Annotated in this window: 10 protein-coding genes; 4 read left to right on the top strand and 6 right to left on the bottom strand. The window is 59.4% G+C overall.

What is annotated here, in order from left to right:
* Nucleotides 1-30 precede the first annotated feature (30 nt).
* The 4 genes from HU755_RS16760 to HU755_RS16745 form a co-directional block, all read right to left on the bottom strand.
* Nucleotides 31-2,316 (bottom strand): autotransporter outer membrane beta-barrel domain-containing protein, encoded by a 2,286-nt coding sequence (locus tag HU755_RS16760; protein WP_186634608.1) that lies wholly within the window; start codon nucleotides 2,314-2,316, stop codon nucleotides 31-33.
* A 182-nt stretch (nucleotides 2,317-2,498) separates the two neighbouring features.
* Entirely contained in the window at nucleotides 2,499-4,436 is a 1,938-nt protein-coding gene (locus HU755_RS16755) for a hypothetical protein (protein WP_238350006.1), read from the bottom strand.
* A 147-nt stretch (nucleotides 4,437-4,583) separates the two neighbouring features.
* Nucleotides 4,584-6,503 carry a hypothetical protein gene (locus tag HU755_RS16750; RefSeq protein ID WP_186634605.1) on the bottom strand — a complete coding sequence of 640 codons (1,920 nt, stop codon included), beginning with the start codon at nucleotides 6,501-6,503 and terminating at the stop codon, nucleotides 4,584-4,586.
* Between the two features lie 400 nt (nucleotides 6,504-6,903).
* Nucleotides 6,904-14,766 (bottom strand): retention module-containing protein, encoded by a 7,863-nt coding sequence (locus tag HU755_RS16745; protein WP_186634602.1) that lies wholly within the window; start codon nucleotides 14,764-14,766, stop codon nucleotides 6,904-6,906.
* 532 nt (nucleotides 14,767-15,298) lie between these two features.
* On the opposite strand from HU755_RS16745, the gene HU755_RS16740 reads away from it, so the two are divergent.
* The 3 genes from HU755_RS16740 to HU755_RS16730 all read left to right on the top strand — a co-directional run bounded on the left by HU755_RS16740 (nucleotide 15,299) and on the right by HU755_RS16730 (nucleotide 20,592).
* Nucleotides 15,299-16,657: a TolC family outer membrane protein gene (locus tag HU755_RS16740; RefSeq protein WP_186548724.1), complete on the top strand. Its 1,359-nt coding sequence runs from the start codon at nucleotides 15,299-15,301 to the stop codon at nucleotides 16,655-16,657.
* 188 nt (nucleotides 16,658-16,845) lie between these two features.
* Nucleotides 16,846-19,005 (top strand): type I secretion system permease/ATPase, encoded by a 2,160-nt coding sequence (locus HU755_RS16735; RefSeq protein WP_186634599.1) that lies wholly within the window; start codon nucleotides 16,846-16,848, stop codon nucleotides 19,003-19,005.
* Between the two features lie 225 nt (nucleotides 19,006-19,230).
* Entirely contained in the window at nucleotides 19,231-20,592 is a 1,362-nt protein-coding gene (locus tag HU755_RS16730) for an HlyD family type I secretion periplasmic adaptor subunit (RefSeq protein ID WP_186548727.1), read from the top strand.
* Nucleotides 20,593-20,731: 139 nt separating this feature from the next.
* On the opposite strand, the gene HU755_RS16725 is transcribed toward HU755_RS16730, so the two are convergent.
* Both HU755_RS16725 and HU755_RS16720 read right to left on the bottom strand, forming a co-directional pair.
* Entirely contained in the window at nucleotides 20,732-21,328 is a 597-nt protein-coding gene (locus HU755_RS16725; RefSeq protein WP_186634596.1) for a tRNA-uridine aminocarboxypropyltransferase, read from the bottom strand.
* 5 nt (nucleotides 21,329-21,333) lie between these two features.
* Nucleotides 21,334-22,227: a LysR family transcriptional regulator gene (locus HU755_RS16720; RefSeq protein ID WP_007956593.1), complete on the bottom strand. Its 894-nt coding sequence runs from the start codon at nucleotides 22,225-22,227 to the stop codon at nucleotides 21,334-21,336.
* 368 nt (nucleotides 22,228-22,595) lie between these two features.
* On the opposite strand from HU755_RS16720, the gene speB reads away from it, so the two are divergent.
* The gene (gene speB, locus HU755_RS16715; RefSeq protein ID WP_003222717.1) at nucleotides 22,596-23,546 is read left to right on the top strand and encodes an agmatinase; all 951 of its coding nucleotides are present in this window, start codon (nucleotides 22,596-22,598) and stop codon (nucleotides 23,544-23,546) included.
* Nucleotide 23,547 lies beyond the last annotated feature (1 nt).

Raw genomic sequence — 23,547 nt, 5'->3', positions numbered from 1 at the left:
CGTATTGAATGTTCCTTGGTGCCTGGCGGTTTACCAGCTGTACTTTATCCCCACATTGACACCATAAGGCTGCTCAATATGCTCCCCTCTGGAGTAATCAAAATCAGCACGCACCTGCCATTTCTCCGACATGGCCACCGCCAGCCCTGCGCCGAACTCGGCCCGCGAGCCTGACAAATCATTGTTGAACACGTTGTCGTTGACCTTCACCTCGTTGTTCGTAGCGAACTCATGGGCAATGGCGGCACGTACATATGGGCGGACAACGGTGTCGTTGCCGACAGCGAAGTTACGCCCGAATGTGGCACCGGCCTTGCCGAGCAATGAGCGCGTGCGATCACCATCGGCGCGCATGTCGTTATCGAGTGTGTAGCGCTTGTCCTGGATCTGCACCGCCGACCACTGAGTGAAGGGCTGGACAAAATACCCATCGGCCAATGTGAATTGACGACCGAACTCCACCGAGCCACCCACGCCCCAGTTGTCGTAATCGCCCTTGGCGCGACTGCCGTCGCTCAGGCCGACTTTGGACTCGTTGCGATAGCGGTTGAACTTGAGCACGCCGTCTAGGTAGTAACCCTTGGCGCTGTCGAACCAGGTCACGTAAGGGCCGAAGTAGTAGCTTTTCACCGTACCCGAAGTGCCGTTTTTCAAATTCAGATCCGACTCGCTCGTACCCGCCAGAACCCCCACCAGCACATCGCTTTCACCCAGCCGGGCGTCGGCGCCAAGGGACAGGCCCTGCTGCGTCTGTTGATAGCCCGCGCCGGAGCCATCAGCGACGTTGTATTTATTGCCGTAGGTGCGGATCCAGCCACCGGAGCGGTCGCCGTTGAAATGCAGTTCATCCAGACGGTTGCGTAACGGCCCCATGTCGCCGTACCACACGGTGAGCGCGGTGTTGAACAGCGCCAGTACCGAACGCGCACCGGGGCTGATCACCTCGGTGGTCGGGTCGAGAAACCACTCCTTCGCCCCCCCCTCGATTTCCCGACTGGCCAAACCGTAGGACCAGGTGCCGACATCCACCCTCTGCTCACCCGCCAGGGCAAAATTGGCACTGTCAGTGGTGGCGGTACGCACCAGCGTCAAGGCCTGTGGCGACGCGGCATCCAGGCCAGAGGCCGCAACTGCCAACGCGAAGTTCCCCGCCGAAGCGCCGGTCACATTGAGAAAGTCATGCTCACCACTGGCGAAATTGCCCTTCATCAAAAACGTACCTGTACCCGCGAGCGTGCCGACGTTCAACTGGTAATAGGTATCGGGAGCATCCGCCGCGCCGAACGTCACACGCCCGCCGTCCATGCTCAGCGCGCCGATCGAGTCGTTGCCGGTCAGGGTCCAGTTCGAATTGCTGTTGATACTGACGCTGTCGACGTTGTCGAGGCGTCCCGTCAATTGCGAGTTGTTTTCCAGCGTGACGTTGGCAGTAGAGCTGCCGTCAATCAGCACATTGCCTGTTATTTCCCCTCGGTCGAAAAGAAGATTGGCCGTACTGTTATCCGCCACATTGACGTTTCCATTCAACGTGCTGTTGGCCACGGTCAGGCTCGCGATCGATGAGCCTTGAACATCCAATAATCTGCCGTTGCCAGCAACAAGGCTGGAACCGTCGAGAACGTTTATCGTGGCCTCAGTACCACGATCCACCAGAATCGCAGAACCACCAATACCTTGCACCGTGGAATTATCCAGCGAAAGGGTACGGCTTCCCACATTGAGGGCGTCATTGACCATCCGCACCCCTGTCGCCTGGCCGGTGATGGTCGTACGCGCGGAAGCACTCACCTCTCCACCAAGGATATTCACACCAATGCCATCGCTGGCCGCGCCCATGACTTGCGTATTGGTCAATGACAGGGAGCTCAGGCCCGTAACCTGCGAACCAATCAGTTGTCCACTGATCTGGCTGTCGGACACGGTCACGGTGGCTCCGCCCGCGGCGACACTGGAGCGATTGACCGCCAGCCCGATTTCATCACTGGTCACCGTCGTTCGATCGATGCTTGCCCGACTGCTGGTCACGGTTACGCCATCACCACCGTCGTTACCAACGATGGTGCTGCCGTTGATGCTTAGCGACGAACCGGATTGCGCCGTGATCGATCGGGTATTGGCATCGGAGGCATTCAGTACGCCTTTGTTGCGCACCAGGTAGTCGGTAGGCGCGGTAGACGAATCGATATTCAGCGTGGTGTTATCAACGATAGTGGCCGAATGGGCAAAGTTTGCGAAAAAAAAAACGGCTGGCAGGCAAAGCATTACTCCAGACCGTGCTGAAAAAGCGCGAACGTGTGATACATCCAACATTTTCATGATTGATTCACCTAGAAATTATTACGGGCCCGAGCAACTCAATAGCATTGACGGAAGCGAACAATAACCTGACCTCTCCACAACAAAATGTAGGAATAGTCTTCGATGCGCTCGGAAACTTCCTACCACTTGGTAATCCTTCAAAAAAAAGGGAGGCACAAATGCCTCCCTAACATCAACGATCAGATATCACAGACTGCCCCGTCGCCTTTCTTCATGTGTACCCTGACCAAGTGTCTCTGAGCTGATACCGGGCGCCCGTCAATCATTGCCGAATAAGTGATATCGCCCCAAGCGCTCTCCGTAGCCAATATTTTCTGATAGGGAATTTTTACGATAAACCCGTCATTCGCTTCCTGTAATGTCGGCGCGTAAGAGACTTTTTGATCAGTGTTGGGTTTTACTACCGTACCGGCCGAATCGGTATAACCCTGATATGTAAACTCCAGAGTTTGACCGGCCAATTGCGGCTCGCCACCGGAAACCAGCACTTCTGCACATCTGGTCAGAACCGGGTCAGGGCGCAGTGAACCACAGTTAAACCAATCAAGGTAGTCCGGATCAAGATGCTGAAACTTGACTTCGGGAAGCACACCCGGCCGAATGAGCACGTCGACGTCCTGAGGCAATGAGTGCACTTCGTTTTGATTGATGTCAGGATTGGTAATCTTGTAGGTGACCGGCAGCGGATTACCATTGCCACCCGCGTCTGCGACCTCCCAAAGTAAACTGAAAACCAAGTTCCCGGTTTCCGTCCCGTCCAACTTCTTTACACCGCCTTGCGCGTCCGTAACGTCAACTCCTTTCCATATCAGTGTCATAATATCGTTGGCTTTGACACCGCCGAAAACCGGAACAGTTACAGTTACAACCTGGTCTTTGTCCTCTTCCCGCAGAGTATTCGGAGTAGGCGTAACCGCACCTTGCACAATCGCAAGCGCCAGAGTTGGATCCGGATTCTCGCCGCCGTCGCCGTCTCCGGGCCGGCGCAGGTCAACGTCCACGTCTTTTGAAGGTGGCGTTGCGCCAAGTGGATAGCGCAGGTTATGGCGTTTGATCCGATAACTTACGGGTACCTTTTTTTCATCGAGGTTGCCGTTGAATACATCCCGATAAGGAATGCTCACGTAGAACGGAAACGTATTGATCTTCTGCGCCGGTTGCACGACCCCGTCGAAAGTCACTTCCAACTCGTCGACATCCGTCAGATAGTTTGTATATTCAGCCAGAATACCGACCCCCAGAGGGGCCTGGGCATCAGCCAGATCTATCAGCTTGGGGGCGGCATCGTCATCAAACAAAGGGATACTGGGTGCTATAAGCCCTTCAGGCGGATCGGTCAGCGAGACATTGAGTTCCGTGTAGTACACTGGCGTGTTTCGGTTACCTTTACGGTCGCTGAGGTAATAAAAAATGGATCTTAGACCTTCCTCGGTTCCGACCAGTGCGGGGGTCAATCGAAATGTTATCGGAGCTGCCGGATCAGTTATGGTCACTGTTCCGATTAGCGTCGGAGTTGGCAAACTCGATCCAAAGAAACACTCAACGAGGTCACCAAGCTTTTTGCTTCCATAATTTGGAACGGTTACCAATACGAACCCGTTATCGTCGAGGTATTTTTTTGTAATACCGTCTCTCTCCACCTCAGGAGGAACAGTTGCTTTGCCGAAAGCTACTGGGGGCGTTGTATCAATGTTGATTGGGAGTGGTGTGACCTCCGATGGATTACCGCCAAAATTCAATACATAACTCAACTCATGAGGTCCTGAGGATGATGTGTAGCCCTCAGGCAAAACCAGATCAAACACCGTCGTAGCCGGATCAACCGGAGTTGTAAAATTGAGCCGGATACCCCGTACGGTGCCATCCCACATAAGTTGAAGATGTCCTTGAACAGCGTTTGGATCATCCGCTTCGGCAAATCGCGGGATCTGCACTTTCAGCGGAAATCCTTGAAAGCTTGAGTGCAGTTGGTTGGGAGCATCATCCGTTTCATCAGCCAGCAGCGGATTATCCGGATGAAGTTGCGGGGGCAATGCCGCCGCTTTCGGCCTGCGAAAACGAACATTAGAGAAACGTTCGCGGTTCTGCGCCGGTGTCAACGAGTGAAAACTTGTCATTTTTTATCATCCTCTGAGCAACTTTTTGATTGGCACAGGGCGAACAGCTTCCTGGCCAGAGCTTTGTACACAACGACTGCATGGGTGAAAAAAATTGAATAAAGCCTTGAATCAACTTCGACCGAACATCGTCAACCCGCCTGTAAGTTAAACTTCACACAGGTCATTGTCCGGGCTGCAAACGGCGCCACTCGGCCACGTTCGATTGATAATGACAAACTCAGGCATTGAATTACCTATGCCACCATTAGCTTTTTTCAGGTGATAACTGCACAACGCCGAGCCATTGTTTACCATGGGCGCAATCAAACGCTCGTAGTCACTGACATGCACATCAAAACCTTCGCGAGCCTGCTCGGCGGTCAGCGTTGTTTTGAATGTTTCGTCCGTTCCGTCAATCGGATCGGTTCCATTCAGACCGAAACACCCCTGCCAAGACAACTCCACGATATCGTCTTCATCGAAGGCTGCATTACCGCTGATATGTACGAACACGCCTTCCCATAATCTGGGTTTGCTGCAGCAATGAAGTACGCCATCCTTGTTGGCATGAGGAAATGTCGGCTCTGGCAAGTTCTCGATAACAATGATCGCAATGTCAACGGCCGTTGCATCCGCCTGCTGCAGGTTCACGCCATTACTGGTGGTATACCAGGTCGGCAGCGACGGATTCACTTTGTCCTGCTCGATCGCCTCCCAGGGAACGATGAAGATGAGCGGCTTGCCGGCGACATCACCGGCTTGAACTTCATACTCTGCGATGGGCGTACTGATTGCGCCCCAGTAGAGGAACAGCTTTTCACCGAGTAACGGTGCGTCATACAGCCTTAGATGTGCCTCGGCTGGCTCCCCGAAATCGATGGTGAGTAGTTTGTTCAATTGCCTGGATCGGGCACCGTAAACTTCAACCTTGGCCAACGTGGAATTCAATAGTGCCGGGGCGTTGGCATGATCCTGCCCAGCGATTGTCAGATTCACCATCACCCGCGTATCGGCTGATGGCAAAGTCGGCGTACCGCCGCGCTGTATGCGGTAGCTCACGCGAACGTTCAGTGGCCCTAGTCCGTCTGCTGTCAGGGTCATCCAGGGCACGATAGCCACTTGCGGGAACTTGCCGGGATCGACGTCGAGCGGGGTGAGTGCGTGACCGTTCCAGTCAATCAACACCTTGTCGGAAGGATCCGGCTTTTCATACTCATCGATTTCGACGGTGACAGCCCGTTGGTTTACCGCGCCTTCACGGGCATGTTCACGGTCAATGAAGCCACGCACTGACAATGGCACCTTAGGCGGTTTGAGTTTGCCCGGGGCCGGATTCAGATTGACGAAAGCCGGCAATAAAGTTGAGCGCGGCCCTCGATTTCCAGACCAGTCCCGGAGCCGGTAGTAAATAAAGCGCTGCCCGGGACCGCTATCACGAATGTCTCCCTCAGTCATGGTGATGATCAGACGGTTCTGGTCGATGTCCTCCTGACTGAACTCCTGCTCAGCTATTTCGCTTTCAGAATCCGGAGGATCCGGGTCGTCCGTCCAGTAATAGATCGCACGATCCTTCGCCCTGACGTCGACGTAGAACGGTACCTGAAACCGTACTTCGCCATGCTGGGAGAGGTAGTCGTCAGTGATGTCGCCAGCCACATCCAGCAAAATCAGAGGATCGGGTTCCTGATTATCGTTCGGCGGCGATCTGTCGACTGTGACTCGCTTGATCTCTGAGTCCAGCGGGTTGCCGCCATAGCTGACTCTGTACGACAGGGAATAAGTGCCGTGATCGAAGTTCAACTTGTCCCGGGGGACAACCAGCGTCTTCTCTCCGGGATCGTCGAAAGGTTCACGGTAGACTTCCGTGAACGGTCCGCCCTGTGCTACCCAGCTGATGATAACGATCAAGGGAATGGGATCTTCGAAGGGAGCGCTCCAATCCGGGATGACGACCGTCAGGTCTTCGGCCAACGCGGAACGCGGCAACAGCCCATCGGGGCTTTCCTTGCCTTCTTCATCTTTGAGAATGGCAGGGACTTGAGGCACCTCAAGCAGGTCATCATCCGTGTATTCAGAGCGTTGCATTGAACGACCTCCCTCGCCTCATCCCAAGCAGAACATGCACGAATTACCAGGTGTGATGGGTTGCTGCTGGAATTGATTTAACGACGTTGAAGACGTCCTGCCTACTGTCAGAAATTACAGGTATTGCTACCGTTTGTCGGAAGGCGATTGGCAGGGGAAGGGAATTGGATGGTGGACCGAGCGCTAGATAATCTGGAGTTGAGGCAGGCCGGCGCAATTATGCGCTGTTCACGCGGGCCTCTTCGCGAGCAGGCTCGCTCCCACCTTTTTGACCGCGTTCCAATGTGGGAGCGAGCCTGCTCGCGAAGGCTGACTTAACGACAACACGTCTCTACAGACAGACAAAACCCGCCGTCCCGAATCAACCGGGGCGGCGGGTTTTGTGTTTTCAGATCTCAGATCAGACCGTATCCACCTTCAACGAATGATCATTGAGCATTCCGCTGATGATCGTAGCCGTATCGTGCCCGCTGGCCACCATGCCGCCTGCGCCCGGCGTGACGCCGTAGTGGCTGGCGAGGTTGACACCGGCAAGATCAATGGTCTGGTTCGGCGTGGCGCCGGCCATGGCACTGACATCGATGCTGGTCATCACCGAGGCACCGCTGCCACTGACGGTGAAGTGCAGGTAATCATCCAGCGACGCCGTGCTGCCGTTTTCACCTTGCAGCAGTTGCGACAGGTCGAGCTTGTCGGTGCCGGGGGTGAAGTCGGTGATCAGGTCGTGGCCGCTATTGCCTTTGAGCCACTGGAACGTATCGGCCCCTGCCCCACCGGTCAGGGTGTTGTTGCCCAGGCCACCGATCAGCAAGTCGTCACCGCCGCCGCCATTGAGCACGTCGTTGCCCAAACCGCCGTTGATCACGTTGCTGTTGCCGTCGCCGGTGAGGCTGTCATTGAAGTTCGAGCCGAGCAGGTTTTCGATGCCGGTCAGGGTATCCGTCCCGGCGCCGAGGGTGTTTTGCGCACCGAGCAGGCCGAGATTGACCGTGACCGCCGCCGTGGCATGGGCGTAGCTGGCGGTGTCGCTGCCAGTGCCGCCGTCGAGCAGGTCATTGCCCGCGCCGCTGTAGAGCAAGTCGTTGCCGGCGCCGCCGTGCATTTCGTTGTTGCCGGAACCTGCGGTGAGTACGTCGTTGCCGTCGCCAGCGTTGATCACGTTGTTGCCAGCGCCCGCCACCAGAATATCGTCGCCGGCAGTCCCGGTGAGGGTGTGGCCGTCCTGATAGCTGATGCTGACGTTGGCCGTGTCGCTGCCGCCGTGGTTGTCACTGGCGGTGTAGCTGCCGTTGAAATCCGGGGCGACGTCGTGGGCTCCGGTGTAGTTGAGGGTCATGGTCAGCTGATAGTTTTCCGCCGCATTGGCGTTGCCGCCACCGCCGTTGCTGATGTTGGTGATGTGGATCTGGTAGATGCCGTTCGCCGAGGCGGTGAGGGTTTGCCCATCCGTCAATGGCAGGTAGGCGCCGCCGTTGAGCGAATACTCCAGGCTGATCTGACCGGCGCCCAGGTTGTGATCCAGGTTGAGGGTTTCACCCTGGCGCAGGTGGACGGTGATGCGGTCTTCATCGTTGGCGTTGCTGTTGCTCACCATGCCGAGGTAGCCGCTGACCACCAGCACCGCGGTCATGGTCGCGGCATTGGCACTGAAGGCGCTGCGCACGTTGGCCAGAGTCTGATTGGCGCTGTTATTGGCATTGGTGCCGGTGAAGTTGATCGCGCCAGTGCCGGTAAAATCCGCCGCCTTCGAGACCCAGCCGGTGTTGAAACTGGTCGGCGTGGCGTTGAGGGGATCGCCGTTCGGGTCGGTGTCGTTGGCCAGCAACAGCTCGCCCGGCACCACAATATTGCCCGAGAGCACGTTGGTGATGACGTGGTCGTCCATCGCCACGGGCGGCGCGTTGGGGATCACTTTCACGGTCAGCGTCGAACTGGCCAGGTCGCCGTCGTTATCGGTCACGGTGAAGCCGATGTTTTCGGTGATGACCACGGCGGTGGTTTTCTGTGAGGTGTAGCTGTATTCGCCGGTGTCGAGGTTGATCACCAGAGTGCCGCTGTTGTTGGTGGCGATGCTCACGGTGTTGTTGGCCGTGTTGAAGGTGCCGTGGTTGGCGCCGCCGCTGGCGGTCAGCGAACCCTGACCGCTGAGGGCTTTCGGATCGTAGGTGTAAGTGGTGCCGTCGACCACGATCGACTTGATGAAGCCGCCATCGGCACCAAACGAACCGCCCTCGCCCAGCAACGAACCGGTGACCGGTGCGCCCTGCACAGTGCCGGACAGCACCGAATTGAGTTGGTTGAGGTCGGTGACCACCACCGCGTTGGTGTTGGTGTGGCTGATACCGTCGTAGGCCAGCGGATCGAGGTAGGCGTTGCTCACGCCGCTGCCCAGGCCGATCGCGTAGTTCTTGATGTTGTTGGCATCGAGGAAATTTTTCAGCGCGGCTTCTTCGGCGGCGTTGATCTCGCCTTCATTGGGTTTGCCGTCAGAGAAGAAGTAGCCGACGTTCTGCGCCCCGGTGAGTTTGCCCGAGGTGTTGAACGCGCTCTGCATCACCGCCACGGCGGCGTCGTAGTTGGTGCCGCCGCCGGCATTGAGGCCGGCAAGAATGGTTTTCGCCGTTGCCACATCCACCCACACCGCCGTGCGGTCCGTGGCATCGCTGCTGAAGGTGACAAGCTGCACTTTCACATCGCCCAGATCGTCGTACTTGTCGAGCAAGGCGCTGATCGCCTGCTTGGCCAGCGCCAGTCGCGACAGGCCCGGCACGCCGGAGGGGTCGGCCATGCTGCCGGAGATGTCGAGGACGATCAGCAGGTTGGAATCGATCTCCACCGCCGCCACCGAACGGTCCGACGCCACCGCTTTGGGCACGTCATCGACAATGTTGACGACGAGGGTGCTGGTGGTGCTGTTGCCCAGCGAATCGGTGGCTTTATAGGTGAAGCTTTCACTAAGGGTGTTCGGCCCGTCGTTGGCGTTCGGCGCGGTTTTCGGTGCCGACGTCAGCGTGTAGGTGTAGCTGCCGTCACCGTTGAGCAGCAGTTGCCCATAACTGCCGGTGGCGTTGCCAACCAAGGTGTAAGTGATCGCGCCGCTGCCGCCGCTGACCGAACCGACCAGCGTGCCGCTGGCGGTTTCGCCGCTGTTGCCCGGTTCGCTGCCGGTGACCGTACCGGGGGCGAGATCCTGGCCGTCCTTGGTCAGGTCGAGGGCTTTTTCGTAGACGGTGACATCAGTATCGCTGATTGCTATCAAGCAGCTGTCATGCACGTCGATGGTGAGGGTGGTAGTGCTTTCGTCCCCGTCGGAATCGCGCACGGTGTAAGTGAACACATCGACCGCGCCCGGACCGTTCACCGCGTCGGGATTGCTGTGGTAGACGGCGTTGCCGTTCGCGTCGAGGGTCAGGTAGCCGTAGGTGCCGTTGATCTGCGAATTCAAACCACCGATGGCGGAAGTGGATGTATCGGCGCCGGCACGCACGCCGATCACGGCTCCCGAAACCGCCGGACCGTCAGCGCCGCCGATATCGTTAGTGAAGACGTTGCCACTGACGGTGGCGCCCTCCACGACCGAAGCCGCATCCGGATTAGCGGTCGGCAGATCGTCAACAATGTTGACGTTGATCTGCCCTGCCGCCGTGCTGCCATCGGTATCGGTCGCCACCACATCGAAGTTTTCGCTGAGGCTGTTGGCGCCATTGGCGGTCGAATGACTTTCGTTATCCACCAAGGTGTAGCTGTAGCTGACCACACCGGTGGCCGGGTTATAACCGGTGACGGTGAGGGTGCTGCCCAGCGGCGACACGACCGATTGCGGCAAACCGGCGGCGACGCCGTTGCTGACCACGGCGATACCACCGACGGTCAGGGTTTGCAGGCCATCGAGGGCGGTGACGGTGAAGCTGCCGCTCTGGGTCAGCGCCGGAGTATCGGGGCTGCTGCCGTCGCTGAGATTTTTCTCGTAAACGGTGAGTTCGCCGCCCTTCACATTGAGGCCGTCGAGGCACACCGGGTCATCGTTGTTATGGACGTTCAGCACCAGGTTGGCAGTGCTGGTGTCGCCATCGGCATCGGTCAATGTGTAGGTGAACGTTTCGCTGCCGTTGCCGCCGCCGTGCAGATTCTTGAAGTCGACGTCATTGGTATTGAGCGTGTAGGTGTAAGTGCCGTCGGCGTTGAGCACCATCGTGCCGTAGGTGCCGGTGAAGGTACCGGGGGTGATCGGCCCGCTCGCAACGATGTCGGCGCCTTGTACGTCGTTGTCGAGCACGTTGCCGGTCAGGGTCAACAGGGTCTCTGTTGCGCTGTCGGCATTGCTGTCGTTCAGCGCTTTCGGCACGTCATCGACGATGCTCACAACGATGCTGCTGGTGACCACGTTGCCCAGCGAATCGGTGGCCTGATAGGTGAAGGTTTCGCTCAGGCTGTTGGCGCCATCGTCAGCGTGTGGTGTGGTGCTGGCCGGTGACGTCAGCGTGTAGGTGTAAGTGCCGTTGGGGTTGAGGACGATTTGTCCATGGTTGCCGGTAGCACTGCCGACCAGCGCATAACTGATTGCACCGACCGCGCCGGTGACCGAACCGACCAGCGTGCCGGACGCGGTTTCGCCCGTGCTGTTCGGATCGCTGCCAACCACGCTGCCCGCCGCCAGATCCTGGCCGTCCTTGATCAGGTCGAGGGATTTTTCATAGACGGTGGCATCGGTGTCGCTGACGGCTTTCAGGCAGCTGTTGTAGACGTCGATGGTGATGGTGGTAGTGCTTTCATCACCGTCTGCATCGCGCACGGTGTAAGTGAACACATCCACTGCGCCCGGGCCGCTCACCACGTTGGGATTGCTGTGATAAACCGCGTTGCCGTTGGCGTCGAGGGTCAGGTAGCCGTAGGTGCCGTTGATTTGCGAATTGAGGCCGCCAATGGCGGAGGTCGAGGTATCGGCACCGGCGCGCACGCCGACCACTGCGCCCGTGACGGCCGGGCCGTCAGCGCCGCCGATGTCATTGTTCAGCACGTTGCCGCTGACCGTGCCGCCCTCCGCCACCGATGCGGCATCCGGGTGTGCGGTGGGCAAGTCGTCGACGATGTTGACGTTGATCTGGCCGCTGGCAGTGCTGCCATCAGTGTCGGTCGCGACCACGTCGAAATTTTCGCTGAGGCTGTTGGTGCCATTGGCGGTGGGATGGCTTTCGTTGTCGACCAGGGTGTAGCTGTAGCTGACCACGCCGGTCGCCGGGTCGTAACCGGTAATCGTCAACGTGCTGCCCAGCGGAGTGATGGCCGATTGCGGGAAGCCTGCCGCGACGCCGTTGGTGACCACGGCAATGCCACCCACCGTGAGGGTTTGCAGGCCATCAAGGGCACTGACGGTGAAGGTGCCGCTCTGGGTCAGCGCCGGTGTGTTGGGGCTGGTGCCATCGCTGAGGTTTTTTTCGTAAACGGTGAGTTCGCCGCCATTTACATCGAGGCCGTCAATGATCACTGGATCGTCGTTGTTGTGAATCTGCAAAACGAGGTTAGCGGTGCTGGTGTCGCCATCGGCATCAGTAATCACATAGGCGAAAGTTTCCGTGCCGTTGCCGCCACCGGTCAGCGCTTTGAAATCGGCGTCGCTGGTGTTCAGGGTGTAGGTGTAAGTGCCGTCAGCGTTCAGCACCAAGGTGCCGTAAGTGCCGGTGAAGGTGCCGGCGGTGACAGGACCAGTCGGGACACGGTCGGCGCCTTGTACGTCGTTGGTGAGGACGTTGCCGGTCAGGGTCAGTTGAGATTCCGAGGCGGTGCCGTTAGCGTCGTCCACGGCTTTCGGCAGGTCGTCGACGATGTTCACATCGAGCGTGCCATTGGCGGTGGTGCCGTTGTCGTCGACCACGGTGACAGCGAATTGCTCTGGCAGATTGTTCGCACCATTGGCGTCCGGATGCGCTTCGTTGTCGGCCAGGGTGTAGCTGTAACTGACCACGCCGGTTGCCGCGTTGAAGCCGGTGATGGTCAGCGTGTTGCCCTGTGGCGTGGTGATCGATTGCGGGAAGCCTGCGGCTACACCGCCAGTGACCACGGCGATACCGCCAACGGTCAGCGTCGTGACGCCATCCAGCGCAGTGATGGTGAACGTGCCGTTTTGCGTCAGCGCGCCGGCATCCGGGGCGCTGCCGTCGCTGAGGTTTTGCTCATAAACTGTCAGTTCGCCACCCGCGACATTCAGGCCGTCAATGATCACCGGATCATCGTTGTTGTGAATCTGCAAAACGAGGTTGGCGGTGCTGGTGTCGCCGTCGGCATCGGTAATCACATAGGCGAACGTTTCCGTGCCATTGCCGCCACCGGTCAGCGCTTTGAAATCGGCGTCGCTGGTGTTGAGGGTGTAGGTGTAAGTGCCGTCAGCGTTGAGCACCAGCGTGCCGTAAGTGCCGGTGAAGGTGCCGGCGGTGACAGGGCCAGTCGGGACACGGTCAGCGCCTTGTACGTCGTTGGTCAGGACGTTGCCGGTCAGAGTCAGTTGAGATTCCGAGGCCGTTCCGTTGCTGTCATCGTTGGCCTTCGGCAGGTCGTCAACGATGTTCACATCCAGCGTGCCGTTGGCGGTGGTGCCGTTGTCGTCGACAACCGTAACGGTGAATTGCTCCGGCAGGCTATTCGCGCCGTCAGCATTCGGATGCGCTTCGTTGTCGGCCAGGGTGTAGCTGTAACTGACCACGCCGGTTGCAGCGTTAAAACCGGTGATGGTCAGCGTGTTGCCCTGTGGCGTTGTAATGGATTGTGGAAGGCCGGCGGCCAGGCCATTGGCGATCACGGCGATACCACCGACAGTCAGCGAGGTGACGCCATCCAGCGCAGTGATGGTGAACGTGCCGTTTTGCGTCAGCGCGCCGGCATCCGGGGCGCTGCCGTCGCTGAGGTTTTTTTCGTAAACCGTCAGCTCGCCACCCGCAACGTTCAGACCGTCAATGATCACCGGATCATCGTTGTTATGAATCTGCAAAACGAGGTTGGCGGTGCTGGTGTCGCCATCGGCATCGGTAATCACATAGGCGAACGTTTCCGTGCCGTTGCCACCACCGGTCAGCGCTTTGAAATCGGCGTCGCTGGTGTTGAGGGTGTAGGTGTAAGTGCCGTCAGCGTTCAGCACCAGCGTGCCGTAAGTGCCGGTGAAGGTGCCGGGTGTAACCGGGCCGGTCGGTACGCGGTCAGCGCCTTGTACATCGTTAGTGAGGACGTTGCCAGTCAGGGTCAGCAAGGTTTCCGAGGCGGTGCCGTTAGCGTCGTCAACAGCTTTGGGCACATCATCGGTGATGTTCACGTCCAGCGTGCCGGTCGCCGTGTCGCCATTGCTGTCGACGGCAATCACCGTGAATTGTTCGCTGAGACTGTTGGCGCCGTCGCCCGCCGCGTGGGTTTCGTTGCCATTGAGCGTGTAGCTGTAGGTGACCGTGCCGGTTGCCGGGTTGTAGCCGGTGATGGTCAGGGTGTTGCCCAGTTGCGTGGTGATCGACTGCGGGAAACCCAGCGCCACGCCAGCGCTGATCAGGCTGATGCCGCCGATGTTCAGGCTGGTCAAACCGTCCGGTGCGGAGACGGTGAAGCTGCCGCTCTGGGTCAGCGCGCCTGGATTGGCCGCCGTGCCGTCAGGCAGATTGGCTTCGTTGAGGTTCAGTTCGCCGCCAGACGTGTCGAGACCGTTGAGCGTGACCGGATTGTTCACCGGTGGCGGTGGCACCACGATCGGCGCGGGAGTGTCGTCGCCGTCGTCGATCACCGCTTCGCGGCGTTCTTCAGGGAATTCGGGAATGCCGTTGAAACCGGCGGTTGGGAAACCGATCACCGGATCGACCCGTCCGCCCACTTCGGTCAGCAGCACAAAACTGTGCCCGCCGCCCGCATCGCCCGGTGTGGCGCTGGGGGCATTGGGACCGGCCGCAGTGGCTTCGGCGGTCTGGCTCGGGTCTTCACCGGCGGCGATGGCTTTCTGGATCTGCTCGACATCGGTCAGCTGCGCCTGGCTCGGAGTCTGCGCTTCGTCCACTTTCACGGCGACAGCCTGGTCGGCCAGCAACTGCCCGGTCATTGTGATGCTGCTGCCGCGCCCGAGGGTCAATTCCTGGCCGTTTTGCAGTTTCACCGCCACCGCGCCTTCCGCGCCGGTGATCAGTTGATCGCCGGCGTTCAAGCGATCGCCTTCGATCAAAAGAATTTTCTCGCCGTTGGCCTTTTGGGCAAATACCTGACCAATGACTTTAGTGACCGTACCGATGAGCGTTGCCATGTGAAATCCTCCGCTGCCGACCACCGTCGGCACAGGTTCGCGAAGCAGCCCATGGCTCAATCGGGTTGCCGGGAGTGACGCTCGCACCCTCGACAGTTCGTTTCGCAGGTAGCGTTTGCAGGGAATCGCTCGTGCATCAAGCACTTGCGAGTCCCGGTCAAAACAGCCATTCCACTAACGCTACGTAACGGTGGTGAATCACCCGAGTGACAAAAATCTGTCGCTCATCAACCGCTACGCGTCCCTCCCCTTCAGCAGTACTTCGCCGTGTCTCGCAAAGTGAATGGAACTTTCCTCAAGCCTTTTCGAGCTCCCTAAAGCGCATAAAACAAAGGCTTTCACGCTGAACAATGTGCTGCTTTTTACAAAGCGCATAAGTTTTTTTTGGCATAAGCCCTATGAAAATTTTTTCTTAGCTACGCTTCAAGATGTTCTTAGCTCTGTTGTTACAAGAGTGAAACGCTTACACCCTTTAAATTCGTCAAATATTTGGCGACGGTAACACACCATCAGGACTCAGGGAGATGCACCCATGCGCGTTTTAACCCCCCTCTGCAGCGCGGTTTTGCTGGCCATGGCTTGCACATCCCAAGCCCAGGCCATGAACCTCACCGAGGCGATCCAAAGCACCATCGCCACTCACCCGGAACTCGCGTCGCGCGTGGACGCACGCCTGTCGGCTGACGAACAGGTCAAGGTCGCCAAGGGCGGGTTCTACCCGTCGGTCGATTTGAACGCCGCTTATGGTCGAGGCTACAGCGACAACACCAACACCCGGGCCTTTGGTAATCACAACACCGAGATCCTCAACTACACCCAGTCGGAGCTGCGTTTGCGGCAAATGTTGTTCGACGGTTTCAACACCGCCAACGAGGTCGAGCGCACCAAGGGCGTGTCCAACTCGCGCGCCTACTACGCGCAAGGCACCGCGCAGGATCTGGCCTTGCGCACCATCGAGGTCTACCTCGAAGTGCTCAAGCGTCGTGAGCTGGTGACTTTGGCCAAAAACAACCTGCAGGCGCACTTGCGGGTCAACGATCAGATCGGCCTGCGCACCGAACGCGGTATCGGCAGCAACGCTGACTCCGATCAATCGGTCGCTCGCAAGGCGCTGGCGCAAAACAACCTCGACACCGCCGAAGTCGATCTGGCCGACGCCGAATCGAACTTCTACAGCGTGGTCGGACGCATGCCCGATGAGCTGGAAACCCCGGCCTCGACCCGAGGCGAATTGCCTACCGAGCTGCGTGAAGCGCAGCAGAGCATGGTAGACAACAACCCATACCTGAAATCGGCTCAGGCCGACGTGCAGTCCGCCGAGAGCCAGTACGAAGTGGCCAAGTCGCCGTTCTATCCACGCTTCGACGCCGAAGCCGCGGTGGGCGCGAACAACAACGTGCAGGGCGACGAAGGCCACGACAACGAATGGCGCGTGGGCGTGGTGATGAACTACAACCTGTTCCGCGGTGGCAGCGACAAGGCGCGTCTGGCCGCCAACGCACACGATATCAACCAGGCGATGGACATCCGCAACAACGCCCTGCGTCAGCTCAACGAGAACATTCGTCTGGCTTGGAACGCCATGGAAAACGCGAAGAAGCAGACGCCGACCGCCCGCGAATACGCCGAAACCAGCAAACGCGTGCGCGCGGCGTATCAGGACCAGTTCGGCCTCGGCCAACGCACCCTGCTCGACCTGCTCGACAGCGAAAACGAGCTGTACAACGCCAACCGCCGCTACACCGAAATTCGCTACACCGAGGAGTACTCGATGTACCGCGTGCTGGCGAACATGGGCCAGTTGCTGAGCAAACAACGCGTGGTGCTGCCGGCTGACGCGATTGCCACGACCGAAGTGAAAAACCAGGCACGCCTGCCCGAACTGAAGTGACTCATTGTGGCGAGGGAGCTTGCTCCCGCTGGGATGCGCAGCAGCCCCAACGTGTTGATCGTTCCCACGCTCTGCGTGGGAATGCCTCTAGGGACGCTCCGCGTCCAGTGACGCGGAGCGTCACGGGCTGCAACGATCCGACAAGAGCCGTGTTCATCTCGCATCGCCGTTCAACAGAGGCAGTCAATATGACCAGCATGGAACCCGGCGCCCCCGGGGTCGATCCGCGCGCAAGCTTCGATGATCCGTTACTCGACGGTCTGTTGATCCTCTGCAAACTGCATGGCGCGACGGTCAGTCGTGCCAGCCTGAGCGCCGGCCTGCCCCTGCACAACCAACGCCTGAGCCTCGATTTGCTGCCCCGTGCCGCCGCCCGGGCCGGGTTGCAGGCACGCATTCTGCGCCGCGACCTGAAAGACATCTCACCGCTCAATCTGCCGATTTTGTTGCTGCTCAACGACGGTCGCACCGCCGTGCTGCGGCGTTTTGCCGATGACGGCAAAGCCCTCTTGCTGCCCAGTGAAGCCGATGGCGGCGAGCAATGGGTCAGCCGCGAAGAACTCAGCGAACACTACAGCGGCCAGGCCTTGTTCGCCCGACCGCGCCACGAACTCGAAGACCTGCGCGCGCCTTTGGTGCCCCGGGTCAACGCCTGGTTTCGCGACACCCTGAAGCTGTCGAAATGGCTGTACAGCGATGCGATTCTCGCCAGTTTCCTGATCAACCTGCTGGGCCTGATGGTGCCGTTGTTTGTCATGCAGACTTACGACCGCGTGGTGCCGAATCAGGCAACATCGACGCTGTGGGTGCTGTCGATCGGGCTGCTGATCGGCACCGGTTTCGAACTGGTGTTGCGCGTGGTGCGGGCGCACTTGCTCGATACCGCCGGCAAGAAAACCGACGTCATCCTCTCGGCGACGTTGTTCGAGCGCATCACCGGCATGTCGATGAAGGCGCGGCCGGCGACCATCGGCGGATTTGCCCAGAGCATTCATGACTTCCAGGGCCTGCGCGAATTTCTCACGGCAGTCACGCTGACCAGCCTGATCGATTTGCCCTTCGTGGTGTTGATGCTGGTGGTGATCGGCCTGCTCGGCGGCTGGCTGGTGGTGATTCCACTGTTGGCCTTCCCGATCACGATCTGCTTCGCACTGGCGATTCAGGCCCGCCTGCGCGACACCGTGCAGAGAAGCCTGAGCCTGGGCGCCGAACGGCAGGCGGTGCTGATCGAAACCCTCGGCGGCCTGGAAACCCTCAAGGCGTGCAGCGCCGAAAGCGAACGCCAGCACCGCTGGGAAAGCACTCACGGCGCCCTCACCCGCCTCGACAGCCATGCCCGCAATCTGGCGGCGCTGGCGACCAACGGCACGCTGTTCATTCAACAATTTTCCGGGATGGCGACGATTGTCGCCGGGGTCTACAGCATCATCGCCGGCAACCTCAGCGTCGGTGCGCTGGTCGCCACGTACATGCTCGGCAGCCGTGTGCTTGCGCCGCTGGGCCAGATCGCCGGGCTGATCACCCGCTATCAGCAAGCGCAACTGACCATGAAAAGCACCGACGCGCTGATGGCCCTGCCGCAGGAGCGCGACGGCAAGCAACGGCCGCTGGAACGCACGCAATTGCAAGGCGCACTGGACGTCAGCGGCGTGACCTTTCACTACAACGGCCAGAATGCACCGGCCCTGAGCAACGTCACCTTCAGCCTCAAACCCGGTGAAAGGGTCGGCATCATCGGGCGCAGCGGTTCCGGCAAAAGCACGTTGGCGCGATTGCTCATGGGCTTTTATGAACCCGAAGAAGGCCAGTTGCTGCTCGACGGTCTCGATCTGCGCCAACTGGATGTCGCTGACCTGCGCCAGCAGATCGGTTACGTCGCCCACGACTTGCCATTGCTGGCCGGTAGCCTGCGCGACAACCTGACCCTTGGCGCGCGCTACATCAGCGATGCACGCATGCTCGAAGTCGCCGAACTGACCGGCGTGACCGAACTGGCGCGCCAGCATCCGCAGGGTTTCGACCGGCCGGTGGGCGAACGCGGCCAACTGCTGTCCGGCGGCCAGCGCCAGGCCGTGTTGCTGGCGCGCTCGCTGTTGCTCGATCCGCCAATCATGCTGCTCGACGAACCGACCAGCGCCATGGACAACAGCAGCGAAGACCTGCTGCGCCAAAAACTGCACACCTGGGTACAAGGCAAAACCCTGCTGCTGGTCACCCACCGAACCTCGATGCTGAGCCTGGTGGACCGGCTGCTGGTGCTGGACAACGGCCGCGTGGTCGCCGACGGTCCGAAAGATGCGGTCATCGATGCACTGCGCAAGGGCCGGGTCGGCTCGGCGGCGGTTTAAATGCGCATAGATTATTTACGGCATGCACAAAACCTGTGGCGAGGGTATTTATCCCCGATTGGGTGCGCAGCGCCTATGAATTTTTGGGGCTGCTGCGCAACCCATCGGGGATAAATCCCCTGGCCACAGGGTGGCTATCTGGCTGCAGGGACGTTCTCTGGCCAGGATAGCTTGGGCACTGATTTGCCATCCAGTTGATGTTTCTTAATTGAGGGGTATCGCCCCATGTCTGCTTCATCTGATAGCAAGTCACGCGGTTACTTCGACAGCTTCGGCAAAAGTGCCGAAGCCGAGTTCATGCCGGAAACCGCTGGCGCGGCGTTGCAGGACTCGCCGCGCAAATCACGCATCACCGTGTGGCTGGCGGCGGCGCTGCTGATCGCTGCGCTGGTCTGGGCCAAATTCGCCGTGCTCGAAGAAGTGACCATGGGCGAAGGCAAGGCGATTCCGTCGAGCAAGGTGCAGGTGATCCAGAACCTTGAGGGCGGCATCGTCACCGAGCTTTTCGTACGCGAAGGGCAAATGGTCAACAAAGGCGACACGCTGCTGCGTCTGGATGACACGCGTTTCCGTTCGAACAAGGGCGAGAGCGAGGCTGATCGCTATGCGCTGACGGCGCAGGTCGAGCGGCTTTCGGCAGAGGCCGAAGGCCGGCCTTTCAAGCTCTCCGCTGAAGTGATCGCCAAGGCGCCGCAAGTCGCCGAAGACGAGCGCTCGCTGTACGAACAACGCCAACGCCGCTTGGCCAGCGAACAGCGCACCCTCAGCGAACAACTGCGGCAGAAAACTCAGGAACTCGCCGAGTTTCGCTCCAAGCAAGGCCAGTTCAGTTCCAGCCTGGCGCTGCTGCAGCAAGAGATGAACATGTCTGAACCGCTGGTGAAAACCGGCGCCGTGTCACCGGTGGAAATCCTCCGCCTGAGGCGCAGCGCGGTGGAAATTCGCGGTTCGCTGAACGCGACGACCCTGGCGATTCCCCGCGCCGAATCGGCCATCGCCGAGATCCGCAGCAAGATCGACGAATCGGAACAAACCTTCCGCTCCGAGGCTGCCAAGGAGCTGAATGAGAAACGCACCGACCTGTCAAAAATCACCGCATCGAGCATCGCCATCGACGACCGCGTCAGCCGCACGACGGTGACGTCGCCGGTGCGCGGAGTGATCAAGCAAATGAAGGTCAACACCATCGGCGGCGTGGTTCAGCCGGGCAGCGACATGGTTGAAATCGTGCCGCTGGAAGACAACCTGCTGATCGAAGCCAAGGTGCGCCCGCAAGACGTCGCGTTCCTGCATCCAGGCCAGAAAGCCATGGTCAAGTTCAGTGCCTACGACTACACGATTTATGGCGGGCTGAGCGCCAGACTCGAGCTGATCGGCGCCGATACGATTACCGACGACAAGGGCAACAGCTTTTATTTGATCCAGGTGCGCACCGATAAGAATCACTTGGGTGGCGACGTGAAACCGCTGCTGATCATTCCGGGGATGGTGGCGACGGTGGACATTATTACCGGGGAAAAAAGCGTCCTGGATTACCTGCTCAAACCGGTGCTGAAAGCGCGGACCGAGGCGATGCGTGAACGGTGAAGATTATCCGGAATCAGCGGTGATTGATCTGACGCCTTCGCGAGCAAGCCCGCTCCCACAGTTGATCGCATTCTATCTGGAAGAACCCGATCGAATGTGGGAGCGGGCTTGCTCGCGAAGAGGCCAGCCCAGACGACGACTATCTGCCGCCATGATTACGCTGAAAAGTCTCCTCCCCCATCGCCGCTATCTGCCCTTCGATCAACGCTTCAAACGGCTTGAGCAACGCCTCGAATGACGTCGGTGCCTCCAGCGTCTGCAACGCCTGCACAATGGCTTCGACCGTCGACAACGCCCCCGGCCCCGGTGCCTTGCGCAGGCGATAACGCGACACGCCACCTTCAGCCAGCGCCACCCGTGGCAACGCCGACAGCAGCGGATTGAGGTGCAGCAGCTTGCGCGCCTTGCGCCAGGTGCCGTCAGGCACCACCAGCAACAGCGGTTCATCTCCTGGGGCGTAAGTCTGGAGCGGCTGCGCATCGTCAGCCGGGAACAGTAATCGCGCCTGATAACCCGGACGGTTCAGCAGTGTCGGCAGATCCTCGAACACCTCACCGACGATCAGCTCGGCGTTGGTCAGCCCCAGCGCTGCCAGGCGCGCAGTATTCAACGCATGATTGACCTCGCTCGGATGTTGCAGCAGCAACACCCGGGTGCGGCTGTCGAGGCGTGGGATCAACTCGCACAAACAGTGAGTTTGAGGGCGCAGGCAGCGCGGGCATTGGGGTCTGGACATAAAGGTTAGGCCTGATTGAGCTGCGCTTTGAGCAAATCGCGGAAGGTCTGGATCAGCGGCTCGCGACTGCGGCCGCGGCGCATGATCATCGAAAACGGCGCCTGATAACCGAACGTCGCCGGCAGCAAAACGCGCAAGTCGCCCTTGTCTGCCCAGGCCTGCGCGTAGTGCTCCGGCAAGTAGCCGATGTACGCGCCGGAGAGCACCAGAATCAGTTGCGCTTCCATACTTTCCACAGTCGCGGCGCTGTGTTTGAAGCCGTGACGGGCCAGTTCCGCCTGACTCCAGTAACCGCGCCCGACCATGCGTTGCTGGGTGATGACCTGTTCGGGGATCCGCCGTTCGTTGAACAGCGGGTGGCGACTGCTGCAATACAGCCAGTGCTGTTCGCGGTACAGCGGCATGTACACCAGACCGCTCATGCGTGTGGAGAACGCACCGATGGCGAGGTCGAGGCGGTTGTCTTGCACGCCGAGTTGCAGTTCGTACGGGCTCATCACCGACAAATGTAAATGCACCGCCGGGTGTTCCTGACTGTAGGCGCCGATGGCTTCGGCAAATGGCAAGGCCTTGTCGCTGACGGTGGAGTCGATCACCCCTAAGTTAAGCGTGCCGCGCAGTTCGCCCTTGAGCGCGGCGGCGTATTGCTCGAAACCCTCAAGCTCAGCGAGCAGGCGCAGGGTTTCCTGATGGAACAGCTCGCCCTTGCTGGTCAGGCTGAACCCGCCGCGCCCGCGATGGCACAACACCAGGCCAAGCGCGGCTTCGAGCTGGCTCATGTAGGTGCTGATTGCCGAAGTCGACAGGTTGAGTTCCTGCTGCGCATTGGCAAAACCCTGATGCCGCACGACGCTGACGAAGATGCGCAGGAGTTTCAGGTCGGGTAAAGCGTTGGCCATGAGGGGCTCCGGTTGCAAGCATACGCACGGTGCTTGTGTTGAAACACAACCCTTGTGGGAGCGGGCTTGCTCGCGAAAGCGGTGTGTCAGGCAACATTGATTTCGACTGACATGACGCCTTCGCGAGCAAGCCCGCTCCCACATGGGTTGCGGTGTTCAGCCAAAAATGACAGGCCTCAGCGATTCTGTGCATGGAAGAAGTCTATATCGAGCCTCTCGATTTAGTTTAGAAAAATCTGAACTAAGTTTTTGCCCACAGCGATTCTTCCCCGCCACTGCATTTCGCATCATCGGCCCCACAGCGGCGCCCGGACCTGTGTTCGACGGCGCGCCGGCATAAATAAAACAAAGACGATGAGGCCCTACCCGTGGACAAGATTCTTCACCAACCACTGGGCGGCAACGAAATGCCGCGCTTCGGCGGCATCGCCACCATGCTCCGACTTCCCCATGTACCGACCGCTGCCGGCCTGGACGCTGCCTTCGTTGGCGTGCCACTGGACATCGGCACTTCGCTGCGCCCCGGCACCCGCTTCGGGCCGCGCGACATTCGCACCGAATCGGTGATGATCCGCCCATACAACATGGCCACCGGCGCTGCGCCGTTTGATTCGCTGTCGGTTGCCGACATCGGTGATGTGGCAATCAACACCTTCAACCTGCTTGATGCCGTGCGCATCATCGAAGAAGCTTACGACAACATCCTTGAGCACAACGTTATTCCGATGACGCTGGGTGGCGACCACACCATCACCCTGCCGATTCTGCGCGCGATTCATAAGAAGCACGGCAAGGTTGGCCTGGTGCACATCGATGCCCACGCTGACGTCAATGATCACATGTTCGGCGAGAAAATCGCCCACGGCACCACCTTTCGCCGCGCCGTCGAAGAAGGCTTGCTCGATTGCGACCGTGTGGTGCAGATCGGTCTGCGTGCGCAGGGCTACACCGCCGATGACTTCAACTGGAGCCGCGATCAGGGCTTCCGCGTGGTTCAGGCCGAAGAGTGCTGGCACAAGTCGCTGGCACCGCTGATGGCCGAAGTGCGCGAGAAAGTCGGCGGCGGTCCGGTGTATCTGAGCTTCGACATCGACGGCATCGATCCGGCCTGGGCGCCAGGCACCGGCACCCCGGAAATCGGCGGTCTGACCACCATTCAGGCGATTGAGATTGTGCGTGGCTGCCAGGGCCTCGACCTGATCGGCTGCGATCTGGTAGAAGTCTCGCCCGCTTACGACACCACCGGCAACACCTCGCTGCTGGCCGCCAACCTGCTGTACGAAATGCTCTGCGTACTGCCTGGCGTGGTCCATCGCTGAG

Source organism: Pseudomonas sp. SWRI111, from assembly GCF_014268555.1.
GTDB lineage: Bacteria > Pseudomonadota > Gammaproteobacteria > Pseudomonadales > Pseudomonadaceae > Aquipseudomonas > Aquipseudomonas hamedanensis.
This window is presented reverse-complemented; position numbering and strand designations above follow the sequence as displayed.

Bases quoted from the DNA above. Each gene is read 5' to 3' on its own strand.
- HU755_RS16760 (WP_186634608.1), bottom strand. From the start codon at position 2,316: ATGAAAATGTTGGATGTATCACACGTTCGCGCTTTTTCAGCACGGTCT.
- HU755_RS16755 (WP_238350006.1), bottom strand. From the start codon at position 4,436: ATGACAAGTTTTCACTCGTTGACACCGGCGCAGAACCGCGAACGTTTC.
- HU755_RS16750 (WP_186634605.1), bottom strand. From the start codon at position 6,503: ATGCAACGCTCTGAATACACGGATGATGACCTGCTTGAGGTGCCTCAA.
- HU755_RS16745 (WP_186634602.1), bottom strand. From the start codon at position 14,766: ATGGCAACGCTCATCGGTACGGTCACTAAAGTCATTGGTCAGGTATTT.
- HU755_RS16740 (WP_186548724.1), top strand. From the start codon at position 15,299: ATGCGCGTTTTAACCCCCCTCTGCAGCGCGGTTTTGCTGGCCATGGCT.
- HU755_RS16735 (WP_186634599.1), top strand. From the start codon at position 16,846: ATGACCAGCATGGAACCCGGCGCCCCCGGGGTCGATCCGCGCGCAAGC.
- HU755_RS16730 (WP_186548727.1), top strand. From the start codon at position 19,231: ATGTCTGCTTCATCTGATAGCAAGTCACGCGGTTACTTCGACAGCTTC.
- HU755_RS16725 (WP_186634596.1), bottom strand. From the start codon at position 21,328: ATGTCCAGACCCCAATGCCCGCGCTGCCTGCGCCCTCAAACTCACTGT.
- HU755_RS16720 (WP_007956593.1), bottom strand. From the start codon at position 22,227: ATGGCCAACGCTTTACCCGACCTGAAACTCCTGCGCATCTTCGTCAGC.